At 60.9% G+C, this 21017-nt stretch carries 25 protein-coding genes and 1 other RNA gene; 15 read left to right on the top strand and 11 right to left on the bottom strand.

The features are described 5' to 3' along the window. Positions 1 to 3: 3 nt before the first annotated feature. Complete coding sequence (locus tag Q1A07_RS16745) at positions 4 to 1848, top strand: BCCT family transporter (protein WP_299783171.1); 1845 nt, start codon at positions 4 to 6, stop codon at positions 1846 to 1848. 111 nt (positions 1849 to 1959) lie between these two features. Here Q1A07_RS16745 and Q1A07_RS16740 read toward each other — a convergent pair whose 3' ends face one another. Continuing rightward, complete coding sequence (locus Q1A07_RS16740; protein WP_299783170.1) at positions 1960 to 2568, bottom strand: TetR/AcrR family transcriptional regulator; 609 nt, start codon at positions 2566 to 2568, stop codon at positions 1960 to 1962. 102 nt (positions 2569 to 2670) lie between these two features. On the opposite strand from Q1A07_RS16740, the gene Q1A07_RS16735 reads away from it, so the two are divergent. Together Q1A07_RS16735 and Q1A07_RS16730 are read left to right on the top strand one after the other, a co-directional pair. Next, the gene (locus Q1A07_RS16735; protein ID WP_299783169.1) at positions 2671 to 3078 is read left to right on the top strand and encodes a hypothetical protein; all 408 of its coding nucleotides are present in this window, start codon (positions 2671 to 2673) and stop codon (positions 3076 to 3078) included. A 35-nt stretch (positions 3079 to 3113) separates the two neighbouring features. Next, positions 3114 to 3557: a nuclear transport factor 2 family protein gene (locus tag Q1A07_RS16730; RefSeq protein ID WP_299783168.1), complete on the top strand. Its 444-nt coding sequence runs from the start codon at positions 3114 to 3116 to the stop codon at positions 3555 to 3557. A gap of 73 nt (positions 3558 to 3630) precedes the next feature. Here Q1A07_RS16730 and acuI read toward each other — a convergent pair whose 3' ends face one another. The 5 genes from acuI to Q1A07_RS16705 form a co-directional block, all read right to left on the bottom strand. Further along, positions 3631 to 4623, bottom strand: coding sequence for an acryloyl-CoA reductase (acuI, locus tag Q1A07_RS16725; protein ID WP_299783167.1), 993 nt, complete (start codon positions 4621 to 4623; stop codon positions 3631 to 3633). A gap of 87 nt (positions 4624 to 4710) precedes the next feature. Then, a complete protein-coding gene (locus Q1A07_RS16720) occupies positions 4711 to 5814 on the bottom strand; it encodes a dimethylsulfoniopropionate demethylase (protein WP_299783166.1) in 1104 nt (367 codons plus the stop codon). Position 5815: 1 nt separating this feature from the next. After that, positions 5816 to 6319, bottom strand: a complete 504-nt coding sequence (locus Q1A07_RS16715) for a DinB family protein (protein WP_299783165.1) — start codon at positions 6317 to 6319, stop codon at positions 5816 to 5818. After that, positions 6316 to 7023, bottom strand: coding sequence for a DUF1326 domain-containing protein (locus Q1A07_RS16710; RefSeq protein ID WP_299783164.1), 708 nt, complete (start codon positions 7021 to 7023; stop codon positions 6316 to 6318). The genes Q1A07_RS16715 and Q1A07_RS16710 overlap by 4 nt, the downstream gene beginning before the upstream one ends. A 3-nt stretch (positions 7024 to 7026) precedes the next feature. Next, positions 7027 to 7800 carry a DUF2182 domain-containing protein gene (locus Q1A07_RS16705; protein WP_299783163.1) on the bottom strand — a complete coding sequence of 258 codons (774 nt, stop codon included), beginning with the start codon at positions 7798 to 7800 and terminating at the stop codon, positions 7027 to 7029. Between the two features lie 71 nt (positions 7801 to 7871). On the opposite strand from Q1A07_RS16705, the gene Q1A07_RS16700 reads away from it, so the two are divergent. From Q1A07_RS16700 to Q1A07_RS16665, 8 genes are all read left to right on the top strand, one after another. After that, positions 7872 to 8603, top strand: coding sequence for an FCD domain-containing protein (locus Q1A07_RS16700; RefSeq protein WP_299783162.1), 732 nt, complete (start codon positions 7872 to 7874; stop codon positions 8601 to 8603). Between the two features lie 148 nt (positions 8604 to 8751). After that, positions 8752 to 9486: a leishmanolysin-related zinc metalloendopeptidase gene (locus Q1A07_RS16695; protein WP_299783161.1), complete on the top strand. Its 735-nt coding sequence runs from the start codon at positions 8752 to 8754 to the stop codon at positions 9484 to 9486. A gap of 39 nt (positions 9487 to 9525) precedes the next feature. After that, the gene (locus Q1A07_RS16690) at positions 9526 to 9879 is read left to right on the top strand and encodes a DUF4345 family protein (RefSeq protein WP_299783160.1); all 354 of its coding nucleotides are present in this window, start codon (positions 9526 to 9528) and stop codon (positions 9877 to 9879) included. Positions 9880 to 10035: 156 nt separating this feature from the next. Beyond that, positions 10036 to 10383, top strand: a transfer-messenger RNA (tmRNA) gene (gene ssrA / locus Q1A07_RS16685). Positions 10384 to 10478: 95 nt separating this feature from the next. Next, positions 10479 to 10904 carry an ester cyclase gene (locus Q1A07_RS16680; RefSeq protein ID WP_299783159.1) on the top strand — a complete coding sequence of 142 codons (426 nt, stop codon included), beginning with the start codon at positions 10479 to 10481 and terminating at the stop codon, positions 10902 to 10904. Between the two features lie 123 nt (positions 10905 to 11027). Continuing rightward, the gene (locus Q1A07_RS16675; protein ID WP_299783158.1) at positions 11028 to 11837 is read left to right on the top strand and encodes a sulfurtransferase/chromate resistance protein; all 810 of its coding nucleotides are present in this window, start codon (positions 11028 to 11030) and stop codon (positions 11835 to 11837) included. After that, a complete protein-coding gene (chrA, locus tag Q1A07_RS16670) occupies positions 11834 to 13081 on the top strand; it encodes a chromate efflux transporter (protein WP_299783157.1) in 1248 nt (415 codons plus the stop codon). The genes Q1A07_RS16675 and chrA overlap by 4 nt, the downstream gene beginning before the upstream one ends. Positions 13082 to 13172: 91 nt before the next feature. Beyond that, entirely contained in the window at positions 13173 to 13682 is a 510-nt protein-coding gene (locus tag Q1A07_RS16665; protein ID WP_299783156.1) for a ClpXP protease specificity-enhancing factor SspB, read from the top strand. Positions 13683 to 13685: 3 nt separating this feature from the next. Here the strand turns inward: Q1A07_RS16665 and Q1A07_RS16660 are convergent, their stop codons facing one another. Further along, a complete protein-coding gene (locus tag Q1A07_RS16660; RefSeq protein WP_299783155.1) occupies positions 13686 to 14240 on the bottom strand; it encodes a hypothetical protein in 555 nt (184 codons plus the stop codon). 225 nt (positions 14241 to 14465) lie between these two features. On the opposite strand from Q1A07_RS16660, the gene fumC reads away from it, so the two are divergent. From fumC to Q1A07_RS16645, 3 genes are read left to right on the top strand one after another with little or no spacing between them, the layout of a single operon-like run. After that, the gene (fumC, locus tag Q1A07_RS16655; protein ID WP_299783154.1) at positions 14466 to 15857 is read left to right on the top strand and encodes a class II fumarate hydratase; all 1392 of its coding nucleotides are present in this window, start codon (positions 14466 to 14468) and stop codon (positions 15855 to 15857) included. Continuing rightward, complete coding sequence (locus Q1A07_RS16650) at positions 15854 to 16030, top strand: DUF4169 family protein (protein WP_195819145.1); 177 nt, start codon at positions 15854 to 15856, stop codon at positions 16028 to 16030. The genes fumC and Q1A07_RS16650 overlap by 4 nt, the downstream gene beginning before the upstream one ends. After that, positions 16027 to 16269 (top strand): ribbon-helix-helix domain-containing protein, encoded by a 243-nt coding sequence (locus Q1A07_RS16645; protein ID WP_299783153.1) that lies wholly within the window; start codon positions 16027 to 16029, stop codon positions 16267 to 16269. Before Q1A07_RS16650 ends, Q1A07_RS16645 begins: the two co-directional genes overlap by 4 nt. Positions 16270 to 16279: 10 nt before the next feature. Here the strand turns inward: Q1A07_RS16645 and Q1A07_RS16640 are convergent, their stop codons facing one another. The 4 genes from Q1A07_RS16640 to Q1A07_RS16625 form a co-directional block, all read right to left on the bottom strand. Then, on the bottom strand, positions 16280 to 17170 hold the full coding sequence (locus Q1A07_RS16640; protein WP_299783152.1) for a fructose bisphosphate aldolase: 891 nt from the start codon (positions 17168 to 17170) through the stop codon (positions 16280 to 16282). A 69-nt stretch (positions 17171 to 17239) separates the two neighbouring features. Beyond that, entirely contained in the window at positions 17240 to 18592 is a 1353-nt protein-coding gene (locus Q1A07_RS16635; protein ID WP_299783151.1) for a cytochrome P450, read from the bottom strand. Next, entirely contained in the window at positions 18589 to 19851 is a 1263-nt protein-coding gene (locus tag Q1A07_RS16630) for a hypothetical protein (protein ID WP_299783150.1), read from the bottom strand. Before Q1A07_RS16630 ends, Q1A07_RS16635 begins: the two co-directional genes overlap by 4 nt. 56 nt (positions 19852 to 19907) lie before the next feature. Then, positions 19908 to 20660 (bottom strand): cytochrome c biogenesis protein CcdA, encoded by a 753-nt coding sequence (locus Q1A07_RS16625; protein ID WP_299783149.1) that lies wholly within the window; start codon positions 20658 to 20660, stop codon positions 19908 to 19910. A 92-nt stretch (positions 20661 to 20752) separates the two neighbouring features. On the opposite strand from Q1A07_RS16625, the gene Q1A07_RS16620 reads away from it, so the two are divergent. After that, entirely contained in the window at positions 20753 to 20983 is a 231-nt protein-coding gene (locus tag Q1A07_RS16620; RefSeq protein WP_299783148.1) for a sulfurtransferase TusA family protein, read from the top strand. Positions 20984 to 21017: the final 34 nt, after the last annotated feature.

Genomic DNA, 21017 nt, shown 5'->3' with positions numbered 1-21017 from the left:
CCTATGTCTGTCAAACCGCCGTTTACGGAGCTTGAGATCAACACTCAGGACTCCGGTTTCTACGAAGGCTACAGCCTTCCGATCGCATTGATCTCAAAAGTCGGGATGGTGCTTCTGGTCCTCTGGGCCCTGGTCTTTCCTGCGGGCGCGGGGGCGATGCTGTCACAGATCAACGGCACGTTGCTGAACTCCTTTAACACCTTCTACATCATTTCGGTCGGTGCTTTCGCGTTCTTCCTGATCATCATCGCGCTGATCCCCTCGACCGGAAGCCGGGTGCTTGGCATACAGGGACAGAAGCCCGAGTTCAGTAACTTCAGCTGGTTCTCGATGATGTTCGGCGCCGGTCTGGGTGTCGGTCTGATGACTTTTGCAACGGCGGAACCCCTTGGCCTCTGGGGATCGAACCCCGTTGTTGTTGCAGGGGACGTATCCGGCAATACGCCCGAGGCACTGACCAGCACCTACCGTTACACCTTCCTGCACTACGGGTTTCACGCTTGGGCAATTTACGTGGTCACCGGGTTGAGCCTTGCCTATTACGCCTACACCCGCGGCATGCCGCTGACAATCCGCTCCGCTCTGACGCCTCTGATCGGGCGTTTTGCCAATGGATTCTTCGGGCACATCATCGACGTTCTTGGCGTGGTTGCGACGATCCTCGGCGTGTCTGTGACCATCGGTTTCGGTGTCAGTCAGCTTGTCGACGGTGTCTATGCGATTACCGGAGCGGAGTGGATGATGGATACAAGCGGTGAGACCCCGCAAGCCACCAAGACCGGTCTGATTGCAGCGCTTGTGGTGATCATGGGCATGTCGATCATTTCAGCCGTATCGGGAGTCGGACGTGGGGTGAAATACCTGTCGAACCTGAACCTCGTGCTGTCGCTGATCCTGCTGCTGACCTTCATCATCTTCGGCTCCTTCCTCTTTGCGATGACCACCTATGTCACGGCGCTGATCGACTACCTGATCGCCTTCGTGAACCTCAGTTTTGAGGCCTACGCACCGCTGAGCCAGGAGGCTTTTGCAGCCGTTGCGCCTGCCTCCGTGCAGGCCCTGCCTGCAGAGGAACTGGGCGCGGTCTACGCCGGAGCCACGAACCCCTGGGGCAGCCTTGACGGCTTCACCGGCGGTCTGGAGGGCGCAGCAGCCAGCCTGCCCGCTGCCGACCTTGCCGCAGCCTATGACGCAGGCGATCAGGGGCGCCTCTTCGGCTGGCAGGCCGGGTGGACCACCTTCTACTGGGCCTGGTGGATCGCCTTCTCGCCCTTCGTAGGTCTCTTCCTCGCACGCATCTCCCGGGGCCGTACAGTGCGTGAATTCGTGCTCGGCGCGGTGATTGCTCCTGCGCTGGTGTGTTTTGCCTGGATGACCATTCTGGGCGGCACCGCCATTGACCTGGAGATCACCGGCGGCGCAGATGGCGCGATCATTGCCGCCTCCAACTCCGCGAAACTCTTCGTGACGCTGGAACAGATGCTCTCGGGCGGTCTACTTCAGGGGCTGGTGATCATGTGCGTGGTTCTGATCATGACTTTCCTAGTGACCTCTGCGGATTCCGGCATACTGGTGATGAACACCATCATGTCTGGCGGCGCCGAGGAAACCGGTGTCAAGCACCGCATCATCTGGGGTGTGATCCTCACGCTGGTGATCGGCACGCTGCTGTTGGCGGGCGGTGGCGGTCTCTCCGCCTTGCAGAACGCCATGATCATCGGCGCCCTGCCCTTTACCATGGTGATGGTGCTGATGGTGCTGTCGCTAATCAAGGCGCTCTTTAACGATGGCCGTCGCGAGAAAGCTGGCATTGCCGTAAGCGATCCGGATCCACAACCGGCAGAATAAAACTCTACAAAACAACGAAAAGGCGCCCACCCCGGGCGCCTTTTTTAGTTACTGTTCGATGGGAACCGGAGCACTAACGGCATTCGGCGACCTATTCCAAAATTGTGAAACCTATATCGCAAGGATCATCTGAACACGATCTTCGATATCTTCCATCAGGCTCTCGCCAGACCACCCGGCCCGCCCGCGAAACACGAATCCCTGCCGCATGTCATACATGAGCCGTCCCCGCAGCCGTGACGGGAAATCCGCGGGTAGAACGCCCCTTTGCTTTTCCAGATCAAAGCGCTGCGCAAGGCGAAGATCGGTGCCGTCGATCGCCTTTTCCATGCGCTCGTCAACGCCTTCCACCTGCCCGACACTGGTAGAGACACAAGAGGCAAGAAAGCAACCGCGCGTGCCGTCCTCAGGATCCGTGGCAGAGGAGATAACGCTGGTCAGAAAACCACGCACCGCCTTTTCGATATCGGGTTCCGCCTCGAACGCAACGATGGGCGCGCAGGCATCGACGTCCGCATAGCGATCTATCGTCTTCAAATAGAGCGCGCGCTTGTCCCCGAAGGCCGCGTAGAGGCTCGGCCCGCTGATCCCCATCGCCCTGGTCAGGTCTTTCATCGACGCGCCGTCATACCCTTTTGCCCAGAATACGTTCATCGCCGCCATAAGCGCGTCGTTTTCATCAAAGCCACGCGGTCGTCCAATTCTTTTTGTATCGTTCATAATATAACTCTTGACGGTTTGCTTTTCATATATCTATATCGTTCGTTATAAATTCCAAAGCAAGGCCTCATCCCGCCTTCCCTAAATGCACAGAAAGACGCCATGACCAAAGACACAAAAGTCACTGCCATCCGTGAAACCATCGAGGCGCTGATCGTCGCCGGCACGACATCCGACCTGAGAGGATTGGACAGAATTTACCACCACGACATGAAAATCCACATGATAGATACGGATAACAACCTGATTCAGCACGACAAAGACGGGTTCATCTCGATGTTGAAAGCGATGAATGACGACGCCACCGGACACCCGAACACCTGGGCCGAGTACCACGATATCGAAGCGTCGGGAAACGTCGGCCATGTGCTGATCACGCGCAAGGTAGATCTCGGAGGCGCCGACCGGATTCTTGTGCTGAGCATTGATCTTTTGTTTGAGGATGATCGCTGGCAAGTGACCCGCGAGGTCATTTTTGCCCGTCCCGATCCCGTCTCAGCCGCCGCCTGATCACGCCCGATCGAACATCTCGAGGAACAGAACAGATGAAGAAAATCACCCTTCTTGCAGCATTGAGCATAGCACCCGGTCTGGCACTTGCCGAAACGCCTGCGGATTCGGCACTCTCAAGCCTGACAGCCCTCAACAATACCTTCAACGCGTCAGCCGCAAGTTCTGATGCGGACGCACTGGTCAGCCTCTACGCAGAAGACACACTCTGGATTGCGCAAGGTGCGCCCGTCCGCCATGGCCTTGCCGGGCCACGCGAACTCTTTGACTTTGTGACGGAGAACGCAGGCAGGGTCACCCACACCATCGACCACCTTTTTGTTTCCGAAGATGCAACTCTCGCAGTCATGATCGGATCAGTCGAAGCCGTGATTGAAACTGCGGGGATGGACGCAACAGGCACCTATCTCTTCGTGCTGCAACCCGAAGACGACGGCTGGAAAATTATCACCGACATGTGGCACCAGCACACAGAGTAAACCCGCACCCGTGCACCGGCAATCCGGCAGAGGTGGCACGGTCAGTGACCACCTCCTGCCTTTTGGAACCTGCTTAAGCGTTTACATCCACAACCACCCGGCCCTTGACCTGCCCTTTCAGGATATCCGCACCCAGCTGCGGCAAATCCCCAAGCGTTGCCGGGTGCACCATGGCCTCCAGCTTGTCCATGGGCAGATCAGACGCGATGCGCTTCCAGGCCCGCACCCTGTTTTCATAAGGCTGCATGACGGAATCAATGCCGAGCAGGTTTACGCCACGCAGCAGAAAAGGGATCACTGTCGCAGGCAGGCCAGCACCGCCAGCCAGGCCCACAGCCGAAACGGACGTGCCGTATTTCATCTGCCCCAGAACCCGTGCAAGCATCGCACCTCCAACCGCGTCCACACAACCCGCCCAGGTTTCCGCCTCAAGCGGTCGTTTGACGGTCTCGTTGATCTCTTCCCGTGCCACGATCTGCGTTGCCCCTAGCTCCTTAAGGTAATCGGCTGTTTCAGGGCGCCCTGTCACACCGGCGACATCATGCCCCAGATAGGCCAGAATCGCCGTAGCTACCGACCCGACACCCCCGGCGGCACCCGTCACCAGCACCGGGCCATCACCCACTGTCAGCCCATGATCTTCCAACGCCATCACTGCGAGCATTGCAGTAAACCCGGCGGTTCCCACAGCCATGGCCTTGCGTGTATCCAGCCCATCAGGCAGCGGCACCAGCCAGTCCCCCCTGACCCGCGCCTTTTGCGCGTAGCCGCCCCAATGCGCCTCACCGACACGCCAGCCAGTCAGCACCACCTTGTCACCCGGCGCATAGCGATCATCGTCCGAGGCCTCGACGGTCCCGGCAAAATCGATCCCCGGCACATGCGGATAATTGCGCACCAGCCCGCCCCCCGGTCCGATGCAAAGCCCGTCCTTGTAGTTCACCGTCGAGTATTCGACGGCAACCGTCACATCCCCCGCCGGCAGTTGATCTTCACCGATCTCCTGCACAGCCGCCGATGTCTTGCCGCTTTCCTCATCCTTGCTCACCACAAGTGCCTTGAACATCTCACATCTCCCAATCCGGGGGCACGCCCCTGCTTCATTGTTCTCCAAATATGCATGCACAAGCGATCCGCCAGCGCATGCCTGTCGTCAGGCCCAGAATCCGGGCTGCACCACGGCCTTGCGCATGCCATCCGGCGTCTCCACCTCCAGCTCCGTGCCACTGTCCCAGTGGGTCATGCGCACCATGCCAATGGCCACATTGGTCTCAAAATCCGGGCTCCACGCGGCCGAGGTGACCTGTCCCACGCGCCGACCACCGCCAAAAAGCGGCCAGACCCGGTCACAGCCCGGCACCGGATCACCCTCAATGGCAATCGCCTGCACCTGCTGCACCGGCCCCTCTTTGGCCACGCGCAAAAGCGCGTCGCGGCCGATACAGCCAATGGCCGTCTGCGTGTCACAGAACCGCCCCAGCCCGCATTCATGCGGCGTATTGTCGTCGGTCATATCATTACCATAGCTCAGAAGCCCGCCCTCGATCCGTTCGATGGCATTTGGGCAGCCCGCCCGTACGTTCAGGTCTTCGCCCGCCTTGAAAAGCGCGTTCCACAGTGGCATGCCCAGATCGCCGCCCTCCACGTAAATCTCGAAGCCCCCCTGTTTCGAATAGCCCGAGCGCGCAATCGCCAGTTCGCGCCCCTCAAACTCAAAGAGGCCAAAGCGAAAGAAACGCACGTCGCGGATGCTCTCGCCAAAGACCCGCGCCATCAAATCCTCCGCCTTCGGCCCCTGCACCGCCAGCGGGCTCACATCCGGCTCGTCGATCAGCACATCCAGCCGCCAGCCATTGGCAATCCCTTTGACCCAGAGCAGCAAATCACTGTCGGCAATGGAAATCCACCAACGGTCCTCGGCCAGTTTCACCGCTACCGGGTCGTTGAGCATGCCGCCCGTCTCATCGACAATCGGCACGTAAAAACACCGCCCCGGCAACATGCCCCTCAGATCGCGCGGCGTCAGCATCTGCATCAACCGCGCCGCATCGGGCCCGCGCAACTCCACCTGCCGCTCGGCGGAGACATCCCAGACCTGCACGTTGTTCTTCAGGTGGTGGTAATCCGCCTCGACGCTCTCGAAGACCGTGGGCAGCAGCATGTGGTTGTAGATCGTATAGGCCTTGACGCCCGCCGCCTCGACACCGGCGGAAAAGGGCGTACGGCGCAGCCGCCGCGACGGAGAGATCAGCGCCATCTCAGGCATCCTCTGGCATGAAGGGAATGTCGGTGTCGTCGGTCTTCACCCCAAGTGCCGTCAAGGCCCCGTGCACCTGTCCACGGTGATGGGTCTGGTGGTTGAAGAAATGCACCACGCAGAGCGCATAAGACTTCGACATCTCACGCCCCGCAGCACCCGACCACCAGGTCAGATCTCCATCGAACGCCTCATCGGCGACACCCGCGGCCCAACGGGTGATACGCGCATCCACAGCAGGGCGCTCTGCCATGAGTTCGGGCCAGGCATAGGCGTTGTCCGTCTCATTCAAGGGCTTTGACGGCCCCTCACCCCCATCAAAGCGCGACATCCACATCAAGTCGCCCCACATCAGATGGCTGAGCGTGGCCCGGATCGACCCCCAGAACAGCCCCCGGTCGGCCTCCCGCGCCTCATCGCTCAACGACTCGACCGCCGCGAACATCCACCGGTTCTGCCAGGCGTTGTAGCGCGCCATCATCTGCGCATAGGTCGGGTCGATCACGGCTTGGGGCCTTTCCAGTCAATCGGGCAGATCTCGGCCGATTTTCCGCCGAAATCCCACACCCGGCCATAATCGCGCACCCGGCTTTTCAGCCCTGTGGCCGCGATGATGTCGGGACCCATCCAGTACTTCGAATTGCTCACCATCACCGGATGTTCCGGGTCCTTGCCGGCCACCATCTCGATCTCGCCCTGTATCTTGCGCCCGATCATGATCGACCGGCGATTGCCCTCGCGCACGATCTCGACGGGCGCGCGTTCCGCGCCGATGATCTCGCTCACCAGCATCGTAAAGAGCCCCGTGGTGCCGCCCGCCGCACCCGAGAAAATCTGCAGAATCCCATTGTACGCCTTGCCGGTCGCCCGCTCATCGACATAGGCGGCCACTTTCCAGTTCCCCTCGCCCATACGCCCCGGTATGTCCACGAGCAGCCCGATGTTCAGCCCGCCAAGGTCCTCACCCTCATAGTGCCCTTCATCAATGGCAATCGCCATCCAGGCGTGGCAATGCCCTTCGGTGGGCGGATGTGCACCCAGGCTGACCACGCAGGGGCAAAACACCGTGCAGGAGCAGTTCAGAAACAGCTCGCCCTTGATCGCCCATTCGGTGGGGCTGGTCTGCCGTCGCTTTGGGTTCGGCATCCGCTGGTCGATGCGCTGCGAAATCGGCAAACGATCCGCATCCGCCTTCCTGTTCTTGGCCATTCTCTATCCTCCCACGATCACCCAAAAACCTGCCGCACAGAGCAGCACACCCATGGGTTTTGTTACATAATGCCCGATCTGAGGCAGCTTCTCGATCACCATGAACAGGGTCGCCAGCCCCATCCACGCCAGGTTCATCACGCCGCCGACAAACCCCAGCGACATGAACCCCCAGCAGCAGCCGACGCAAAACGCGCCCAGCCCCAGTCCCATGCGCAACCCGCCCGCAAACCCGGTGCGCCAATGTCCGAGGAAGTACATCGCCGGTGCATGGCACACTCCATGGCAGATTTCCTTGGCCCGCGTGAACTGGAACGCCCCCACGGCCAGCAGCAATCCGCCGGCGACCCACGGGCTGCGCGCGATGCCCAGCATGTCCACCACACCGCCAAAGAGCAGCACCAGTTGCGCGCCGGTGATCACGGCGGCAAAGACGACCCAGACAATGAAATACCCCAACAGCACGCCCAGCCAGCCCGCGCGCGTTCCATTGGCACTGACCATCAGGTCCTCATAGGCCCGCAGCGTCGGCACCAGCGTCGGCAGCATCATCGCCGCCATCATGATCGCCCACATCCAAAAGAGCGGCCCGAAATTCGCCATCGGCATATACATGGGCATCCGCGGATCCATCGCGGCCATCGCCTGCCCCTGCGGCCCCGGACGGCCCAGCAGGTCCAGATCCATATCGACGCTCATCAAGTACATCACCCACCACGCCGCCAGAATGGCGGCGAAAAAGCCCAGCCAGAGGGTGGTGCGCAGGGTGGCGTGCATGAGTCGTCTTGTCTCCTTGCGATTCAAATGCCAGACAATTAGAACCCGGGCAAACATTAAATGTAAGACATATGAAAATCGATCCCGATAACCCCGCCGACCTCTCCGCGCAGATCGCCGCCGCAATCCGCGATGCGATCATTTCGGGCGGGTTGATCGTTGATGAACGCCTGCCCTCAGAGGCAGAGCTGGCCGAGCAATTCGACGTCTCCCGCCCGACGGTGCGCGAGGCGCTGAAACGGCTGGCGGCGCAGTCGCTGATCCGGACCCAGAGGGGGGCCACGGGTGGCGCGTTTGTGAACCGGCTGAGCTTTGAGGCAGCACAGCCTCAGCAGATCACCACCTCGACGCTGCTGCTCAGCATGAACGCGGTCAGCTTCGAGACCGCCTGCGAGGCGCGCTATGCGCTGGAGCGCGCCTGTGCGCCGCTCGCCGCCGCGCGCCGCACCCCTGACCATCTGGCGACTATGCGCGCCGAGATTCACCGCCAATCACAACCGGGCCTGACGGATGAAGCCTTCTGTGCCTCTGATGTGGCCTTTCACCGCGCGCTGGTCGATGGCGCGGGCAACCCGGTGTTGTCGTATCAACTGGCAGGTGCGGTCGAGGCGATGCAGCCGCTGATGAACATGATCACCTTCACCGCCCGCGACCGCGCCCGTATCATCGCACTGCACACCGACATCGCCGATGCAGTTGAAGCTGGTGACGGCGCGACAACGCTGGCCGCCCTGACCGCACTGGAAACCGAAACCCAGGACCTGGCGCAAAGCGTCTTTGCGGCCCGCGCGGCACGCAGCTGACGCCGATACGCCGGAACCCGCCGCTCGGATACGTCAAGCCCGCAGATTTACGCCGCCGCCACGCCAGCCTGTTTCAAACAGGTATATCTGACCCTACCTGTGATTGAACGCCGCCCCCGCGGCCGCCGTAATTGAGACAGGTGCACAGATGATCACACTCGACTTCACCACCCCGATTTCAGACCCAAGGCGCAGCGCCTTTGCCCGTGCCGCCGACCGCTGGGACGCGATCATCGACACTGCCTTCGAACCCATCCAGTTTGAGGGCCGCCAACTCGACGGTTTGCTCATAGAAGTCTCCATCGCCCCCATCGACGGGCCGGAAGGCGTGCTGGGTCAGGCCGGGCCGACCGCCCTGCGTCCGGGATCGGAACTGCCGGTGGCAGGCATCATGCAGTTCGACACCGCCGACGTCGAACGGCTTGAGACAAACGCCAGTTTCGAGGACGTGGTGCTGCATGAGATGGCACATGTGCTTGGGTTCGGCACGCTCTGGACGCGCGCGGGACTGGTGGAGGCCAGCGGCACAAATGACCCACGATTCACCGGGTCCGAGGCGATCCGCGAGTACCAGACGCTTGGCGGCACGGGTGCGGCCGTGCCCATTGCCAATACTGGCGGTGCAGGCACCCGCGAAGGCCACTGGCGCGAGCTGGTGTTTGGCGATGAATTGCTGACTGGTTTTCTCTCTGGCGCTCAGCGTCCGATCAGCCGCCTCTCCATCGCCTCCTTCCAGGATCTGGGCTACGACGTCGACCTCAGCGCCGCCGACGCCTACACCCTGCCCGATTTCCGTGCCCTGGCCGAGATGGGGATCACCGAAGCCGTGCGCATCTGCGATCTCTGTCGCATGGGACGCCCGGAGCCGGTGGTGCTGCCGTAACATCTTGCCAAGGGGCCGTGCCCCGCTAGGTCTGGCATCATGACCGATATCGTGAACATCACTGCCAGCTTGCTGACGATTGCCTTCGGGCTCTTTGGATTTGTCGCCCCGCGCTACACCGCCGCCGCGCTTGACCTCGCACCGACCACCAGCACCATGGGGCTGAGCGAGATGCGTGCCTCCGTGGGCGGACTCTTTGTGGTGGCGGGACTTGCAGCACTCTGGCTGGATGACCCGGTGGCCTACGCGACGATCGGTTTCGCTTTCCTCGGTGCCGCTATCGGGCGCGGCCTGTCGCTGATCTTTGACGACCCACCGCGCCGCAAGGTGCTGGTCTTTGGCGGGATCGAGGTCGCTCTTGCCGTGGCCTTCCTGCTCGCCAATCCGATCTGAGATTGCGCAGACAGGCGCCTGCCGTTCGATTGCAGACCGCAAATCACTTGATGTGGGATTTACGACTAACTTTAGAAAGCGGGCATGACCTTCTGAATTTATTTAAAAATTGACCGTTTGCGCGGCAAGGCTGCCATCTTCCAACCCTACGGCTTGCCTCTTGAGATTTGCCGTCAATACGCCTATATCTGCGATGTCCCTCGGGACTATGGACATAAACGCGCTCGTAATAAGCGGATCGGACCCGGGGGCGGTACCCGGCGACTCCACCACCATCCTTCATTTGGGGATCATGGGGTCGAAACAGGATCGACGAACGTCTAAAGGGGTTTGCTTTGTCTCGGCTGTCTGCCACCGTTATCGGCGAAACATGTACAATTGCAAATGACAATCGTGCTCCAGTAGCAATGGCCGCGTAAGCGACCTGAGATACTGAAACCTAACTCCTTGCGTTTAGCGACGTAAGGCGGGGTTCGCAGGCACCTGGCAACAGAAGCCTGCACTACTCTTCTCTCTCAATTCACTGGGTTTCGCCAAGCGTTAAGGGTTCCTCAACGCGCGATGGGTACATTGGTATCAGAAGAACTCGAGGCCATGTCGTGACCAAAGCCGACATTCTGAAAAACTGGTACAAGGCCGTCTGGGAAGAGGGTCAGTTCGATGTTGTCGACGACTATTTCGTGCAGGAGTCGCACGACCAGTACATCGTCCAGAACCTCGGGATAGAGCCGTCGGAAATTCGCGAATGGGTCTCTGTGCTGCGCAGTTTCGTGACCGACATCCGGGTCGACATGGTGCATTCTATTGAGGAAGGCGATTGGCTCAGCGCCATGCTGGAGATCAACTGCCGCACCGTTGCAACCCACAAACCTGTCAAGGTCTATCAGCAGATCATGCTGCGGTTCGACGGTGATCGCAAAGCGGAAAGCTATCCCTGCTTCGACTTCATCCGCTTCTTTGAACAGCTCGGACAATTGCCGGAAAACACCCATGCACTGTTGCTGGGTGGCACTGTTCTACGCTGAAAATTCCACATTGACCTGACATCTTGATCCGTGGCACCCCTGCGATATGGGGAGTTCGCGATCGCCCCGTGAGGCTCAGGCCCAAGTATCGCATCCTGTTGACGTACCAAAAGGATGCTTTTCATGGCGCAATTCGCCTCTATTTCCCCGACTTCTCTCATGCGTCTCATCGGCACACCGCAGGCCCCTGTCGTGATCGACGTCTGCATCGATGACGATTTTCAGGACGACCCGTATCTGGTGCCCACGGCGCGGCGGTGTCCGCACAAGGAGGTGGACGCACTGGCGCCGGATCTCATCGGCAAACGGGTGATTGTGATCTGCCAGAAAGGCCTCAAGCTCAGCCATGGGGCCGCCGCCGTCCTGCGTTCGCGGGGCGTCCCCGCCCAAGTGCTGGAAGGCGGTAACCAGGGCTGGCACGCTGCGGGGTTGCCACGGGTGCCCGCTGCGGCCCTCCCCACGCTCAGCACGGGCAGTCGCTGGGTCACCCGCTGGCGTCCCAAGATCGACCGCATCGCCTGCCCCTGGCTGATCCGCCGTTTTGTCGACCCGCAGGCCGAATTTCTCTTTGTGCCCCCGTCCGAGGTCACAGCCGTCGCCGAGAAATTCGAGGCCACCGCCTTCGACATTGTCGGCGCGCGCTGGAGCCATGACGGCCCGCGCTGCACCTTCGATATGATGTGCACAGGCTTCGGCCTGAGCACGCCCGCGCTGGAAAAGATGGCTGAGGTCATACGCGCGGCGGACACCAATAGGCTGTCGCAGGTGCCCGAGGCCGCCGGGCTGCTGGCCCTGTCCATCGGTCTGTCGCGCGGGTTTCGCGATGATCTGGCGCAGTTGGAGGCAGGCATGGCGCTTTATGACGCGCTCTACCGCTGGGCGCGCGATGGCCAGAGCGAAACCCACGACTGGCAGCGAGAGGCGGCGCAATGACCCCGCCCGACACGGGCGCGTTGCTGCGCGCCTTCGGGCGCATCGGCCTGCTGTCCTTCGGCGGCCCCGCCGCACAAATTGCGCTGATGCACCGGGAGTTGGTTGAAGAGCGTGGCTGGCTGACCGAAGACGGATTCCTGCGGGCGCTGTCTCTGTGCATGCTGCTGCCGGGACCGGAAGCGATGCAGCTTGCCACCTACGCAGGGTGGCGATTGCGGGGTACGCTGGGGGGCCTGATCGCAGGGCTTCTCTTTGTGCTGCCGGGCGCGCTGGTGATCCTGTTGCTCGCCCTGGGATATGCGCTCTACGGTCAGGTGCCTCTGGTGCAGGCGGCCTTTGCAGGTATCAAGGCCGCCGTCATCATCATTGTTCTGCAAGCCCTGCTTAAAGTGGCGCGCAAGGCCCTGACCACAGGCAGCGCCATGGTGCTCGCCGGGGCCGCGTTTCTGGCCCTCTTTGCCCTCGGCCTGCCCTTTCCCCTGATCATCCTGCTGGCGGCCCTCTACGGTGCCGCGACACAAAACGGCACGCCACCCGAGACAGAGGTGGTGCCCTCTGCACGGCCGCGCAGCCTGCAAACAGTTGCTATCTGGGGCACCCTCTGGGCGCTGCCAGTGTTGGCGGTCTGGCTCGCGGATCAGGTATTCCTGACGCAGATCGCGCTCTTTTTCTCGAAACTGGCCGTGGTGACCTTTGGCGGGGCCTATGCGGTGCTGGCCTATATGACACAGACCGTGGTGCAGGACTACGGCTGGATCACCACCCCGCAGATGATCGACGCGCTCGGGCTTGCCGAAACGACACCCGGTCCATTGATTCTGGTGACCGAATTCGTGGCGCTGCTGGCGGGATACGCGCAGGGCGGGATCGGCATGGCCATCGCCGCCGGAGCCTTGACGCTCTGGGTCACCTTCACACCCTGCTTTTTGTGGATTTTCCTGGCGGGCCCCTATCTCGACCTGATCGCAACCAAGCCCCGCCTCTCCGCAGCGCTCGCCGCCATCACCGCCGCCGTCGTCGGGGTAATCCTGAACCTCGCGGTCTGGTTTGCGATCCACGTGCTGTTTGAAGGGGTCGGAACGTCGGACTGGCACGCAGCACCGGTGCCGGAATTTGCCTCCCTGAACATCTCTGCTCTGATCCTGACCATCCTGGCGGCGGGGCTGCTCCTCGGTCTCAAACGCGGAATGGTCGAAACGCTGGCACTCATGGCGCTGGCAGGCCTTCTTTTCAGCGCTTTCTGAGCGGCGCCCTAATTCCGCATGCACCCTCTTTCCTCTGCGCGGGAATCGGCTATGATTTAAGTTAACATCCCGTACAGCTCAGAGGATCACGATGGGCCGCAGCATTGATTATGGCAACCTGATGCATGAGGCCATGCGCGGCCTCATCCGTAAAGTGCTGCAAGATGTGTCTGACAACGGCTTGCCCGGCGCGCATCATTTCTTCATCACCTTCGACACCAGCCATCCAGATGCGGAACTGGCCGACTGGCTGTCGGATCGCTACCCCGGTGAGATGACCGTGGTGATGCAGCACTGGTATGACAAGCTGGACGTGGCCGATGACGGGTTTTCCGTCACGCTGAACTTCGGAGATGCGCCGGAGCCGCTTTATATCCCCTATGACGCGATCAAGACCTTTGTTGATCCGTCGGTCGAGTTTGGCCTGCGTTTCGAGACCCAGGGCGAGGAGGAGGACACACCCTCTGCGCCCGATCTGGCCGCGGCTCCCCTGCCCGCCGTCAAGCCGGACGACAAGCTGCCGGTGAAAGCTGAAGAAGAGAAAATCGAGAAGAAACCGCAGGATGCGGAGATCGTCTCTCTCGACAGCTTCCGTAAATAGGCGTTACTGCTTTTCCAGAAACGTGGCCACGGTGCGCTGGATTTCTCCATTCCGCACGCTTTTGTAGTCGAGATCGAGCCCGCCAACCGCCAGCGTACGGTTGAATTGCTGGATCTCATAGCCGCCGTCCTCTGCGACGAAAAGCGAATAGACGCTCAGCGTGTCCCCGTCGATCCGGCTCCAGACGTAAGGCTCGCCCTTCATTGGATCCAGTTGCACGTCATGGCCGAAGACATTGCGTTTCATGGCGGAGGCATAGACGTCACCGCGATCCGAAGGCACGAATTCGATCTTGTAGGACTTGTCCTTGGTGGAGCCGTCGGGCCGGTATGTCGTGGAGGTCCAGGCGACAGAGAAACCCGCCTTGGTTTCCGAGATTTCGACGCTCATATCGCGCTTTTGCGAGCTGCCGTCCGCCAGGGAGACTTTGGCAGAGCCATAGTAGCTGCCGACAAACCGTTCAATGTCGGCCTGTGCAGCCACCGCCATGCTGAGCAGGACCAAGGCTGCCAGGAACCGCGCACAAAGCCACAAAGACGGTTGGTACACAGCTCTCATCAGGATAGTCCTTTTGTCAACGCACAGCGACGATACGGCAGAAACGCCGCGACTTCCCCTTAATAGATAACATTCTTCTGCGTCTATTCAACGGCCATCGGCGTCGGGCGAGCGGTAAAGCGATCACAAGAATTTGCGCAAGCCCCCCCTGCGGCGGCATCTGCCCGTTGCACCGCGCCACCGGCAAGGCTACACCGCATGTAGCGTAATTTCAGGGAAGATATCATGGCGCAGACCCGCACAGAAACCGACAGTTTTGGCCCTTTGGAGGTACCTTCCGACAAATACTGGGGCGCACAGACGCAGCGGTCGATCATGAATTTTCCCATCGGGTGGGAGAAACAGCCTGTCGCCGTGGTACGTGCGCTGGGGGTGATCAAAAAGGCCTGCGCGCAGGCCAATATCGAGCTGGGCAAGCTGGACGCAGATCGGGGCAACGCGATTGTGCAGGCGGCAGGCGAAGTGGTCGCGGGCAAATTCGACGACAACTTCCCGCTGGTGGTCTGGCAGACGGGCTCGGGTACACAGTCGAACATGAATGCCAATGAGGTGATCGCCAACCGCGCCATCGAAATTCTGGGTGGGCAGATCGGCTCCAAGGACCCGGTGCACCCGAACGATCACTGCAACATGGGGCAATCCTCGAACGACACCTTCCCCACCGCCATGCACATCTCCACCGCGATGACCGCGCGGGACGTGCTGCTGCCGGGGCTGGAAAAGCTGCACGGTGCCCTGCAGGCCAAGGTTGAGGAATTCGATGGCATCATCAAGATCGGGCGCACCCATACGCAGGACGCGACGCCGCTGACGCTGAGCCAGGAGTTTTCCGGCTATACCCATCAGGTTGCCATGGGCATCCAGCGGGTGAAAGACGCGCTGGGTCGCATTTACGAGCTGGCACAGGGCGGCACCGCTGTGGGCACCGGGCTGAACACCACCAAGGGCTGGGACGTGACCGTGGCCGCCAACATGGCCGAGATCACCGGCCTGCCCTTCGTGACCGCGCCCAACAAGTTCGAAGCGCTGGCGGCTCATGACGCGATGGTGGAGATTTCCGGCGCGTTGAAGACCGTGGCGGCCTCCCTCTTCAAGATCGCCAACGACATTCGCCTGCTCGGCTCCGGCCCACGCTGTGGCTTGGGCGAGTTGGTCTTGCCCGAAAATGAACCCGGCTCGTCGATCATGCCCGGCAAGGTGAACCCTACCCAATGTGAGGCGCTCACCCAGGTCTGTGCCCATGTCTTTGGCAACGACGCCGCCGTTGGTTTTGCCGGCTCTCAGGGTCACTTTGAGCTGAACGTCTACAAGCCGATGATGGCCTATAACGTCTTGCAGTCGATGCAGCTGCTGGGCGATGCGGCCTCGGCCTTTACCGACAATCTGGTTGTCGGTCTCAAGGCCGATGCGGACCGAATAGAGAAACTCATGCGCGAAAGCCTGATGCTGGTGACGGCACTGGCGCCGGAAATCGGCTATGATAACGCCACCAAGGTCGCCAAGACCGCGCATAAAAACGGCACCACCCTCAAGGAAGAAGCGATTGCCCTGGGATTTGTGGATGCTGAAACCTTCGAGCGCGTGGTGCGTCCGGAAAACATGATTGGCCCGAAATGAGCACCCCTGTGAACCTCAACAAAGTGCGCAAAGAGCGCAACCGGGCCTCCCGCAAGGCCCGTGCGGATGAAAACGCGGTCAATTTCGGTCAGACCAAGGCGCAGAAAGACCTGCTCAAGGCCAAGGCCGAAAAGATCGCCCGCAATCTGGAAGCCCACAAGCGCGAGACATGAGCGGACGGCCCGTCAAGCATTCGGTGACCCTGAAAGGCCACCGCACATCGATTTCTCTGGAGGAGGAATTCTGGCAGGCTCTGCGTGCAATCGCAGAACGAAAATCTCAGCCAATCAATGCCCTGGTGGCCGAAATTGATGTGGATCGCGGGGCCGATATGGGGCTGGCCTCCGCGATCCGTGTTTTTGTGTTGCGCGATTTACAAACCCGCGTTGCGCAGGATCAGATCGAGCCCTGAGGCACACCAGTCAGATGGACGCCCGATAGATCTTGTCAATGTTGCTGCCGAGCGCCGCATTAAATTCGGCATCGGACATCTTGACGTTCAACCCTTCGGTCAGCGCCCGGCTAAAGCTGGCAATCATGCTCGTGCACTGCGTCAGACGCTGGCAGGCCTCATCGGTCGAATAGCCGCCCGACAGCGCCACCACGCGCAGCACCCGCGGATGGGCGGCCAGCTTGTCATAGCGCCAGGGCTCGTTCGGCAATGTCAGTTTCAGCATGACATCCGCGCCCTCATCGAGCGTGTCGAGGTGCTTGGCGATCTCGGCCTCCAGCAGAACCTCGGCCTCGCCCTTGGTCTCGGAGTGAATGTTCACCTCCGGCTCCAGGATCGGCACCAGACCGGCGGCGATGACGGTGCGCGCCACCTCGAACTGCTGCGCCACATTCTCCGCGATGCCCTTCTCGTTCGCTTCATGGATGACCGAGCGTTCCTTGGTGCCGAAAATCCCCTTGGACTTCGCGACCTTCAAGGTCTCTTCCAGACCGGGCATGGGTTTGAGCAGCTGCACGCCATCTGCCTGATCTTCCAGCCCCTTGTCGATCTTGAGAAACGGCACCACGCCCCGGTCCCGCCAGAGCAGTTCGGCGACGGGCGTGTCATTGATCGTGTCATGCATCGTGCGCTCAAACAGGATCGCACCGATGACCTTATCCTTGGTGAAATCATCTGCCAGAATGATCCGCGCGCGCATGTCGTGCATGGCCCGGAACATCTCTTCGTCGCCTGAGTAATCCGAGGGCTGAACGCCGTAGAGGCCAAGCGCCTTTGGGGTGGACCCCCCCGATTGATCAAGGGCGGCGATAAAACCTGCCCCGGATTTCATTTGCGCACGCATCACGTTTTGGTCTGACATGATCGAAATTTCCTTCTGATTCCGCCCCTTGGCCTTTCCATAGAACAGACCGGCGCGGGATGGTACATGTTAGCGCCTGACAATGCGCAACCTGATGCCGTCACGTGAGCGGACGGTCAGATGTGCAACAGGCACCGGTGGCGGTGCGTTCGCCAGTTCGACCCTCAGATCGCGCAGGATGCAGGCCAGCATCATCACCCCTTCAATCATCGCGAACCCTGCCCCGGGGCAAACCCGCGTGCCCGCGCTGAAGGGCAGATAAGCGTCGCGCGCGCAGCTGCGACCATTCTCTGTCTCCCAGCGGGCCGGGTCAAAGTCATCGGGTGCCTCCCACAGGCGGTTTTGTCGGTGCAGGTGCCATTGGCTGATCACCACCTGTGCACCCGGTTTGACCGCGCGCTTGCGGAAAATCTCCGGGCGCGTCGTCTCACGCACCATCATGGGCACGGGGGGATAGAGCCGCAGCGTCTCGCGAAAGACATCGCGGGTGATCTTTAGTTTCGACATCTGGCTGAAATCATCCAGATCGGCTGCGCGCGCCTCCTCTGCGACCCGGTCCTGCCAGTCAGGGAACAACGCGAGCAGGTAGAGTGACCAGGCCATTGCCGAGGCACTGGTCTCGTGGCCTGCCAGGAAGAATATCGCGACCTGATCCACCATTTCATCCACATCGAACCGCGCACCGGTCTGCGGATCCGGTGTAATCATGATCTTTGTCGCCAAATCCTGTGGCGCGGTGCCTGCGTCTATCTCGGTCTGCCGCGCCTGCGTCAGCGTATGGATCAGAGCGCGTATGTGGCGCGCACTTTGTTTGGTGGATTTCCGGTATCCGCGGGGCATCCATGCGGGCACAGGCAGAAAGGCCGCGAGGTTCAGAATGGGCTGACTGCGCTGATAGCGGTGAAATGCTTCGAACACCTCGCGCGCGATCTTGTGTTCAATGGGAATGGAAAAGAGCGTGCGAAAGATCACATCCGCCGCCGCGTGGCTGGTCTCGGGCTCGATATCGATTTCCTGACCTGCCAGCGCAGTAAAGCGATCCGTCGCTGCCCTTGCTGCGTCACGGATTGACGGAAAGGTATCGCGCAGGCGCCCCCCCTCGAAGGCCGGGTCGATGATGCGGCGTTGCCGCTCCCAGGTCTCACCATTGGTCAGGAAAACCGAGTTGCCAAGCAAGGGTCGCAGCCCGGACCCCACACGATCAGACTTCGGAAAATCCTTCGGACGTTCTTTCAAAACGGCCTGGATCAGGTCGGCGTCATTGACCATGTAACTGCGAAAAAACGGAGTGCGAAACTCGGCCATCCATGCACGGTAGAGCCTTTCAGGTTGCGCCGAGAGGATGTCGTGCCGAAAAAGCCGCATGTACTGCCAGAGGCTGACCTTATCGGCACGGCTTTGGGGTTTCGGCGGCTGTGTCATGGGCCGACAGAAGTGAATTTGCTGACGCTGTGATCAATCCGCGAGGCCGATGCCGGACGGCCGGCGTAGCGATCCCGCAAGGACACAGGCCCGGCGGTGATCTGGAAGTAATCATAGTCCTTGGGACGGTCAAAGGCGCAGAGATACTGGAAATGCAGTCGGAAAAACCGCCAGCGCAGGGCGCGCCAGCGCGCGGGAGACAGGCTCTGGGTGAAGGCGGCTGAAAACACCAGGGGCCAGCGTTTTTGGTCAGTTTTCTGGCCGGAGACCGACACCGGATCGCAGAGCGCAAAAGAGCAACCGTCCCCTGGTGCCGTCACATCCACCCAAGCCAGGTCTTCCCGCGTCGAGAGGTTGCGCAGATCGCGTCGCAGGCCCTGCGCGTCTGGCAGGAACGACAGCATCGGGACCACATGCCCCAAAGACAGCAGGCCCAATGCGGGCTTTCGGGCAGGCACCCGTTCTTCGCGCAACAGGTCAGACAGCACGGTCACCGCCAGATGCGCCCCGGAGGAGTGGCCAACCACCAGCACCTCGTCCACATCGCTGTGCAACGCGGCGGCAATGACGTCGCCAAACTGCTTCAATCGAGGGCGAATAGAGGCGGGATACGCCCCCTTCAGCGCAGCGCTATGGGCAAAATCATGCATCAGGTAGTAGGCGAAAAACTTGCCGTCAGCCTCTCTGAACCAGCGTAGAAGGAAGATGGCAGAGAGCATGCCCAACACCGCCGCGACGGTGGTTAGAACAGCGGCGGCCGTCTGCCCGGTAAATGACACCGGCAGAACCAACCATAGCAGGCTTTCCAGACCGCGCCAGACGAGCCACCCCAGCAACACCGCCGTCACCAGTTGCGCAATCAGCATCGCAATCGGGTAGAGAGCCGCGATGACCGGTCCCTTGCGCAGGCGCATCAACCGCCAGAGAGCGCCGGTGGAGATGTAAATCCACGCTGTGCGCACCAGAGACAGATAGGTCGCCGGGATGGACTGTACTCGGCTGTCCCTGACGATATCGGACCAGACCAGCACCTCAATCTCGGCATCCGTACGCTGACCGTCGATCTCCGCTTCAACCCGCCAGCCAAATCGGTCGCCGTCCAACCCGCCTCCCATGGTCAGGCTGTAGCCGGTGATCGCCGCCTGCGCGGCGCCTTCGGTACGGTAAAGTTCGCGGTACCGACGGGGCGGGAACGGATCGTAGCCCGGGATGTAAAACACCTTGCGGCGGTATACGCGAGTGTCAGACGTGCTGCCCATGACCAGACCTTATGCATCCCGGCAGCATCGCTGGGGTGATGCACAGTCTAAGGGGATCAGCCCAACAATGCCAAGGCCGGGAATTGCTCCAGCAGCCAGTAGGAGAAAGTGGTGAAGGCGCCGGTGACCATGGCCAGCCCGACGAGGATCAGCAGCCCGCCCATGGCGCGTTCAATGGTTTTCATGTGGCGTTTGAGCCTGTTCATGACGCCGACAGCACGGGTCATGAACATCGCGGCCAGCAGGAACGGAATGCCCAGCCCGGCGGCATATATGCCCAGCAGCAAGGTCCCCTTGCTGACCGAGGCCTCAGAGGCGGCCAGCGACAGGATTGCGCCCAATTGCGGGCCGATGCAGGGGGTCCAGCCAAAGGCAAAGGCGAGGCCCAGAACATAGGCGCCAAAGCTCGACCCGCCCTGATCCCCGGCATCCAGACGCGCTTCCTGATCGAGGAAGGGAATACGGAAAAGGCCCACGAAATGCAGGCCAAAGACAATCACCACAAGACCGGAAACCTGCGCAAAGAGCACTTGGTTTTGCAGAAAAAACGCGCCGAAAGCCGAGGCCGTGAAGCCGAGGATGAGGAAGACCGTACTGAGCCCCAGCACAAAGAACAGCGCCGCAATCACGGCGCGGCGGCGCGCGGCGGTCTCACCCGACATTTCATTGATGGAAACGCCGCTCATATAGGCCAGATAGGGCGGCACGATGGGCAGCACGCAGGGACTCAAAAAGCTGATGACGCCCGCAAAGAGGGCGACGATCATGGCCGGGAGCAGGCCCGCGTCGATGATTTCGATTCCAAACATGTCTCACCCCTAAAGGATAAGCGTTAAGAGGTCACGCCAGCGCCGGTCACAACCTTGTGGACAGACTGAAACATCACGCTTATCTGAGGCTTATGAGCGAAACCAAGAATGATCTCGACGCCACCGGGCTGTTGTGCCCCCTGCCCGTCCTGAAGGCGCGTAAACGCTTGCAGGCACTGGCGGCTGGTGAAACGCTGACGATGCGGGCGGATGATCCCGCAGCCATTGTGGACGTGCCGCATTTCTGTGCCGAGGCGGGGCACGAGCTGGTCTCGGCCATGAATGAAGGTGCGGTGCAGGTCTACGTGATCCGCAAAGCCTGATAGACGCGAAAAAGGCGCGCCCGAAGACGCGCCT

The sequence above is a fragment of the uncultured Roseobacter sp. genome (assembly GCF_947492555.1).
GTDB lineage: Bacteria > Pseudomonadota > Alphaproteobacteria > Rhodobacterales > Rhodobacteraceae > Roseobacter.
The sequence above is the reverse complement of the archived record's forward strand: the minus strand, read 5'-3'. Positions and strand labels throughout refer to the sequence as shown.

What these genes read in the sequence shown, in the direction of transcription:
- Q1A07_RS16745 (WP_299783171.1), top strand. Translation starts at nt 4, where the DNA reads ATGTCTGTCAAACCGCCGTTTACGGAGCTTGAGATCAACACTCAGGAC.
- Q1A07_RS16740 (WP_299783170.1), bottom strand. Translation starts at nt 2,568, where the DNA reads ATGAACGATACAAAAAGAATTGGACGACCGCGTGGCTTTGATGAAAAC.
- Q1A07_RS16735 (WP_299783169.1), top strand. Translation starts at nt 2,671, where the DNA reads ATGACCAAAGACACAAAAGTCACTGCCATCCGTGAAACCATCGAGGCG.
- Q1A07_RS16730 (WP_299783168.1), top strand. Translation starts at nt 3,114, where the DNA reads ATGAAGAAAATCACCCTTCTTGCAGCATTGAGCATAGCACCCGGTCTG.
- acuI (WP_299783167.1), bottom strand. Translation starts at nt 4,623, where the DNA reads ATGTTCAAGGCACTTGTGGTGAGCAAGGATGAGGAAAGCGGCAAGACA.
- Q1A07_RS16720 (WP_299783166.1), bottom strand. Translation starts at nt 5,814, where the DNA reads ATGGCGCTGATCTCTCCGTCGCGGCGGCTGCGCCGTACGCCCTTTTCC.
- Q1A07_RS16710 (WP_299783164.1), bottom strand. Translation starts at nt 7,023, where the DNA reads ATGGCCAAGAACAGGAAGGCGGATGCGGATCGTTTGCCGATTTCGCAG.
- Q1A07_RS16705 (WP_299783163.1), bottom strand. Translation starts at nt 7,800, where the DNA reads ATGCACGCCACCCTGCGCACCACCCTCTGGCTGGGCTTTTTCGCCGCC.
- Q1A07_RS16700 (WP_299783162.1), top strand. Translation starts at nt 7,872, where the DNA reads ATGAAAATCGATCCCGATAACCCCGCCGACCTCTCCGCGCAGATCGCC.
- Q1A07_RS16695 (WP_299783161.1), top strand. Translation starts at nt 8,752, where the DNA reads ATGATCACACTCGACTTCACCACCCCGATTTCAGACCCAAGGCGCAGC.
- Q1A07_RS16690 (WP_299783160.1), top strand. Translation starts at nt 9,526, where the DNA reads ATGACCGATATCGTGAACATCACTGCCAGCTTGCTGACGATTGCCTTC.
- Q1A07_RS16675 (WP_299783158.1), top strand. Translation starts at nt 11,028, where the DNA reads ATGGCGCAATTCGCCTCTATTTCCCCGACTTCTCTCATGCGTCTCATC.
- chrA (WP_299783157.1), top strand. Translation starts at nt 11,834, where the DNA reads ATGACCCCGCCCGACACGGGCGCGTTGCTGCGCGCCTTCGGGCGCATC.
- Q1A07_RS16665 (WP_299783156.1), top strand. Translation starts at nt 13,173, where the DNA reads ATGGGCCGCAGCATTGATTATGGCAACCTGATGCATGAGGCCATGCGC.
- Q1A07_RS16660 (WP_299783155.1), bottom strand. Translation starts at nt 14,240, where the DNA reads ATGAGAGCTGTGTACCAACCGTCTTTGTGGCTTTGTGCGCGGTTCCTG.
- fumC (WP_299783154.1), top strand. Translation starts at nt 14,466, where the DNA reads ATGGCGCAGACCCGCACAGAAACCGACAGTTTTGGCCCTTTGGAGGTA.
- Q1A07_RS16650 (WP_195819145.1), top strand. Translation starts at nt 15,854, where the DNA reads ATGAGCACCCCTGTGAACCTCAACAAAGTGCGCAAAGAGCGCAACCGG.
- Q1A07_RS16645 (WP_299783153.1), top strand. Translation starts at nt 16,027, where the DNA reads ATGAGCGGACGGCCCGTCAAGCATTCGGTGACCCTGAAAGGCCACCGC.
- Q1A07_RS16640 (WP_299783152.1), bottom strand. Translation starts at nt 17,170, where the DNA reads ATGTCAGACCAAAACGTGATGCGTGCGCAAATGAAATCCGGGGCAGGT.
- Q1A07_RS16635 (WP_299783151.1), bottom strand. Translation starts at nt 18,592, where the DNA reads ATGACACAGCCGCCGAAACCCCAAAGCCGTGCCGATAAGGTCAGCCTC.
- Q1A07_RS16630 (WP_299783150.1), bottom strand. Translation starts at nt 19,851, where the DNA reads ATGGGCAGCACGTCTGACACTCGCGTATACCGCCGCAAGGTGTTTTAC.
- Q1A07_RS16625 (WP_299783149.1), bottom strand. Translation starts at nt 20,660, where the DNA reads ATGTTTGGAATCGAAATCATCGACGCGGGCCTGCTCCCGGCCATGATC.
- Q1A07_RS16620 (WP_299783148.1), top strand. Translation starts at nt 20,753, where the DNA reads ATGAGCGAAACCAAGAATGATCTCGACGCCACCGGGCTGTTGTGCCCC.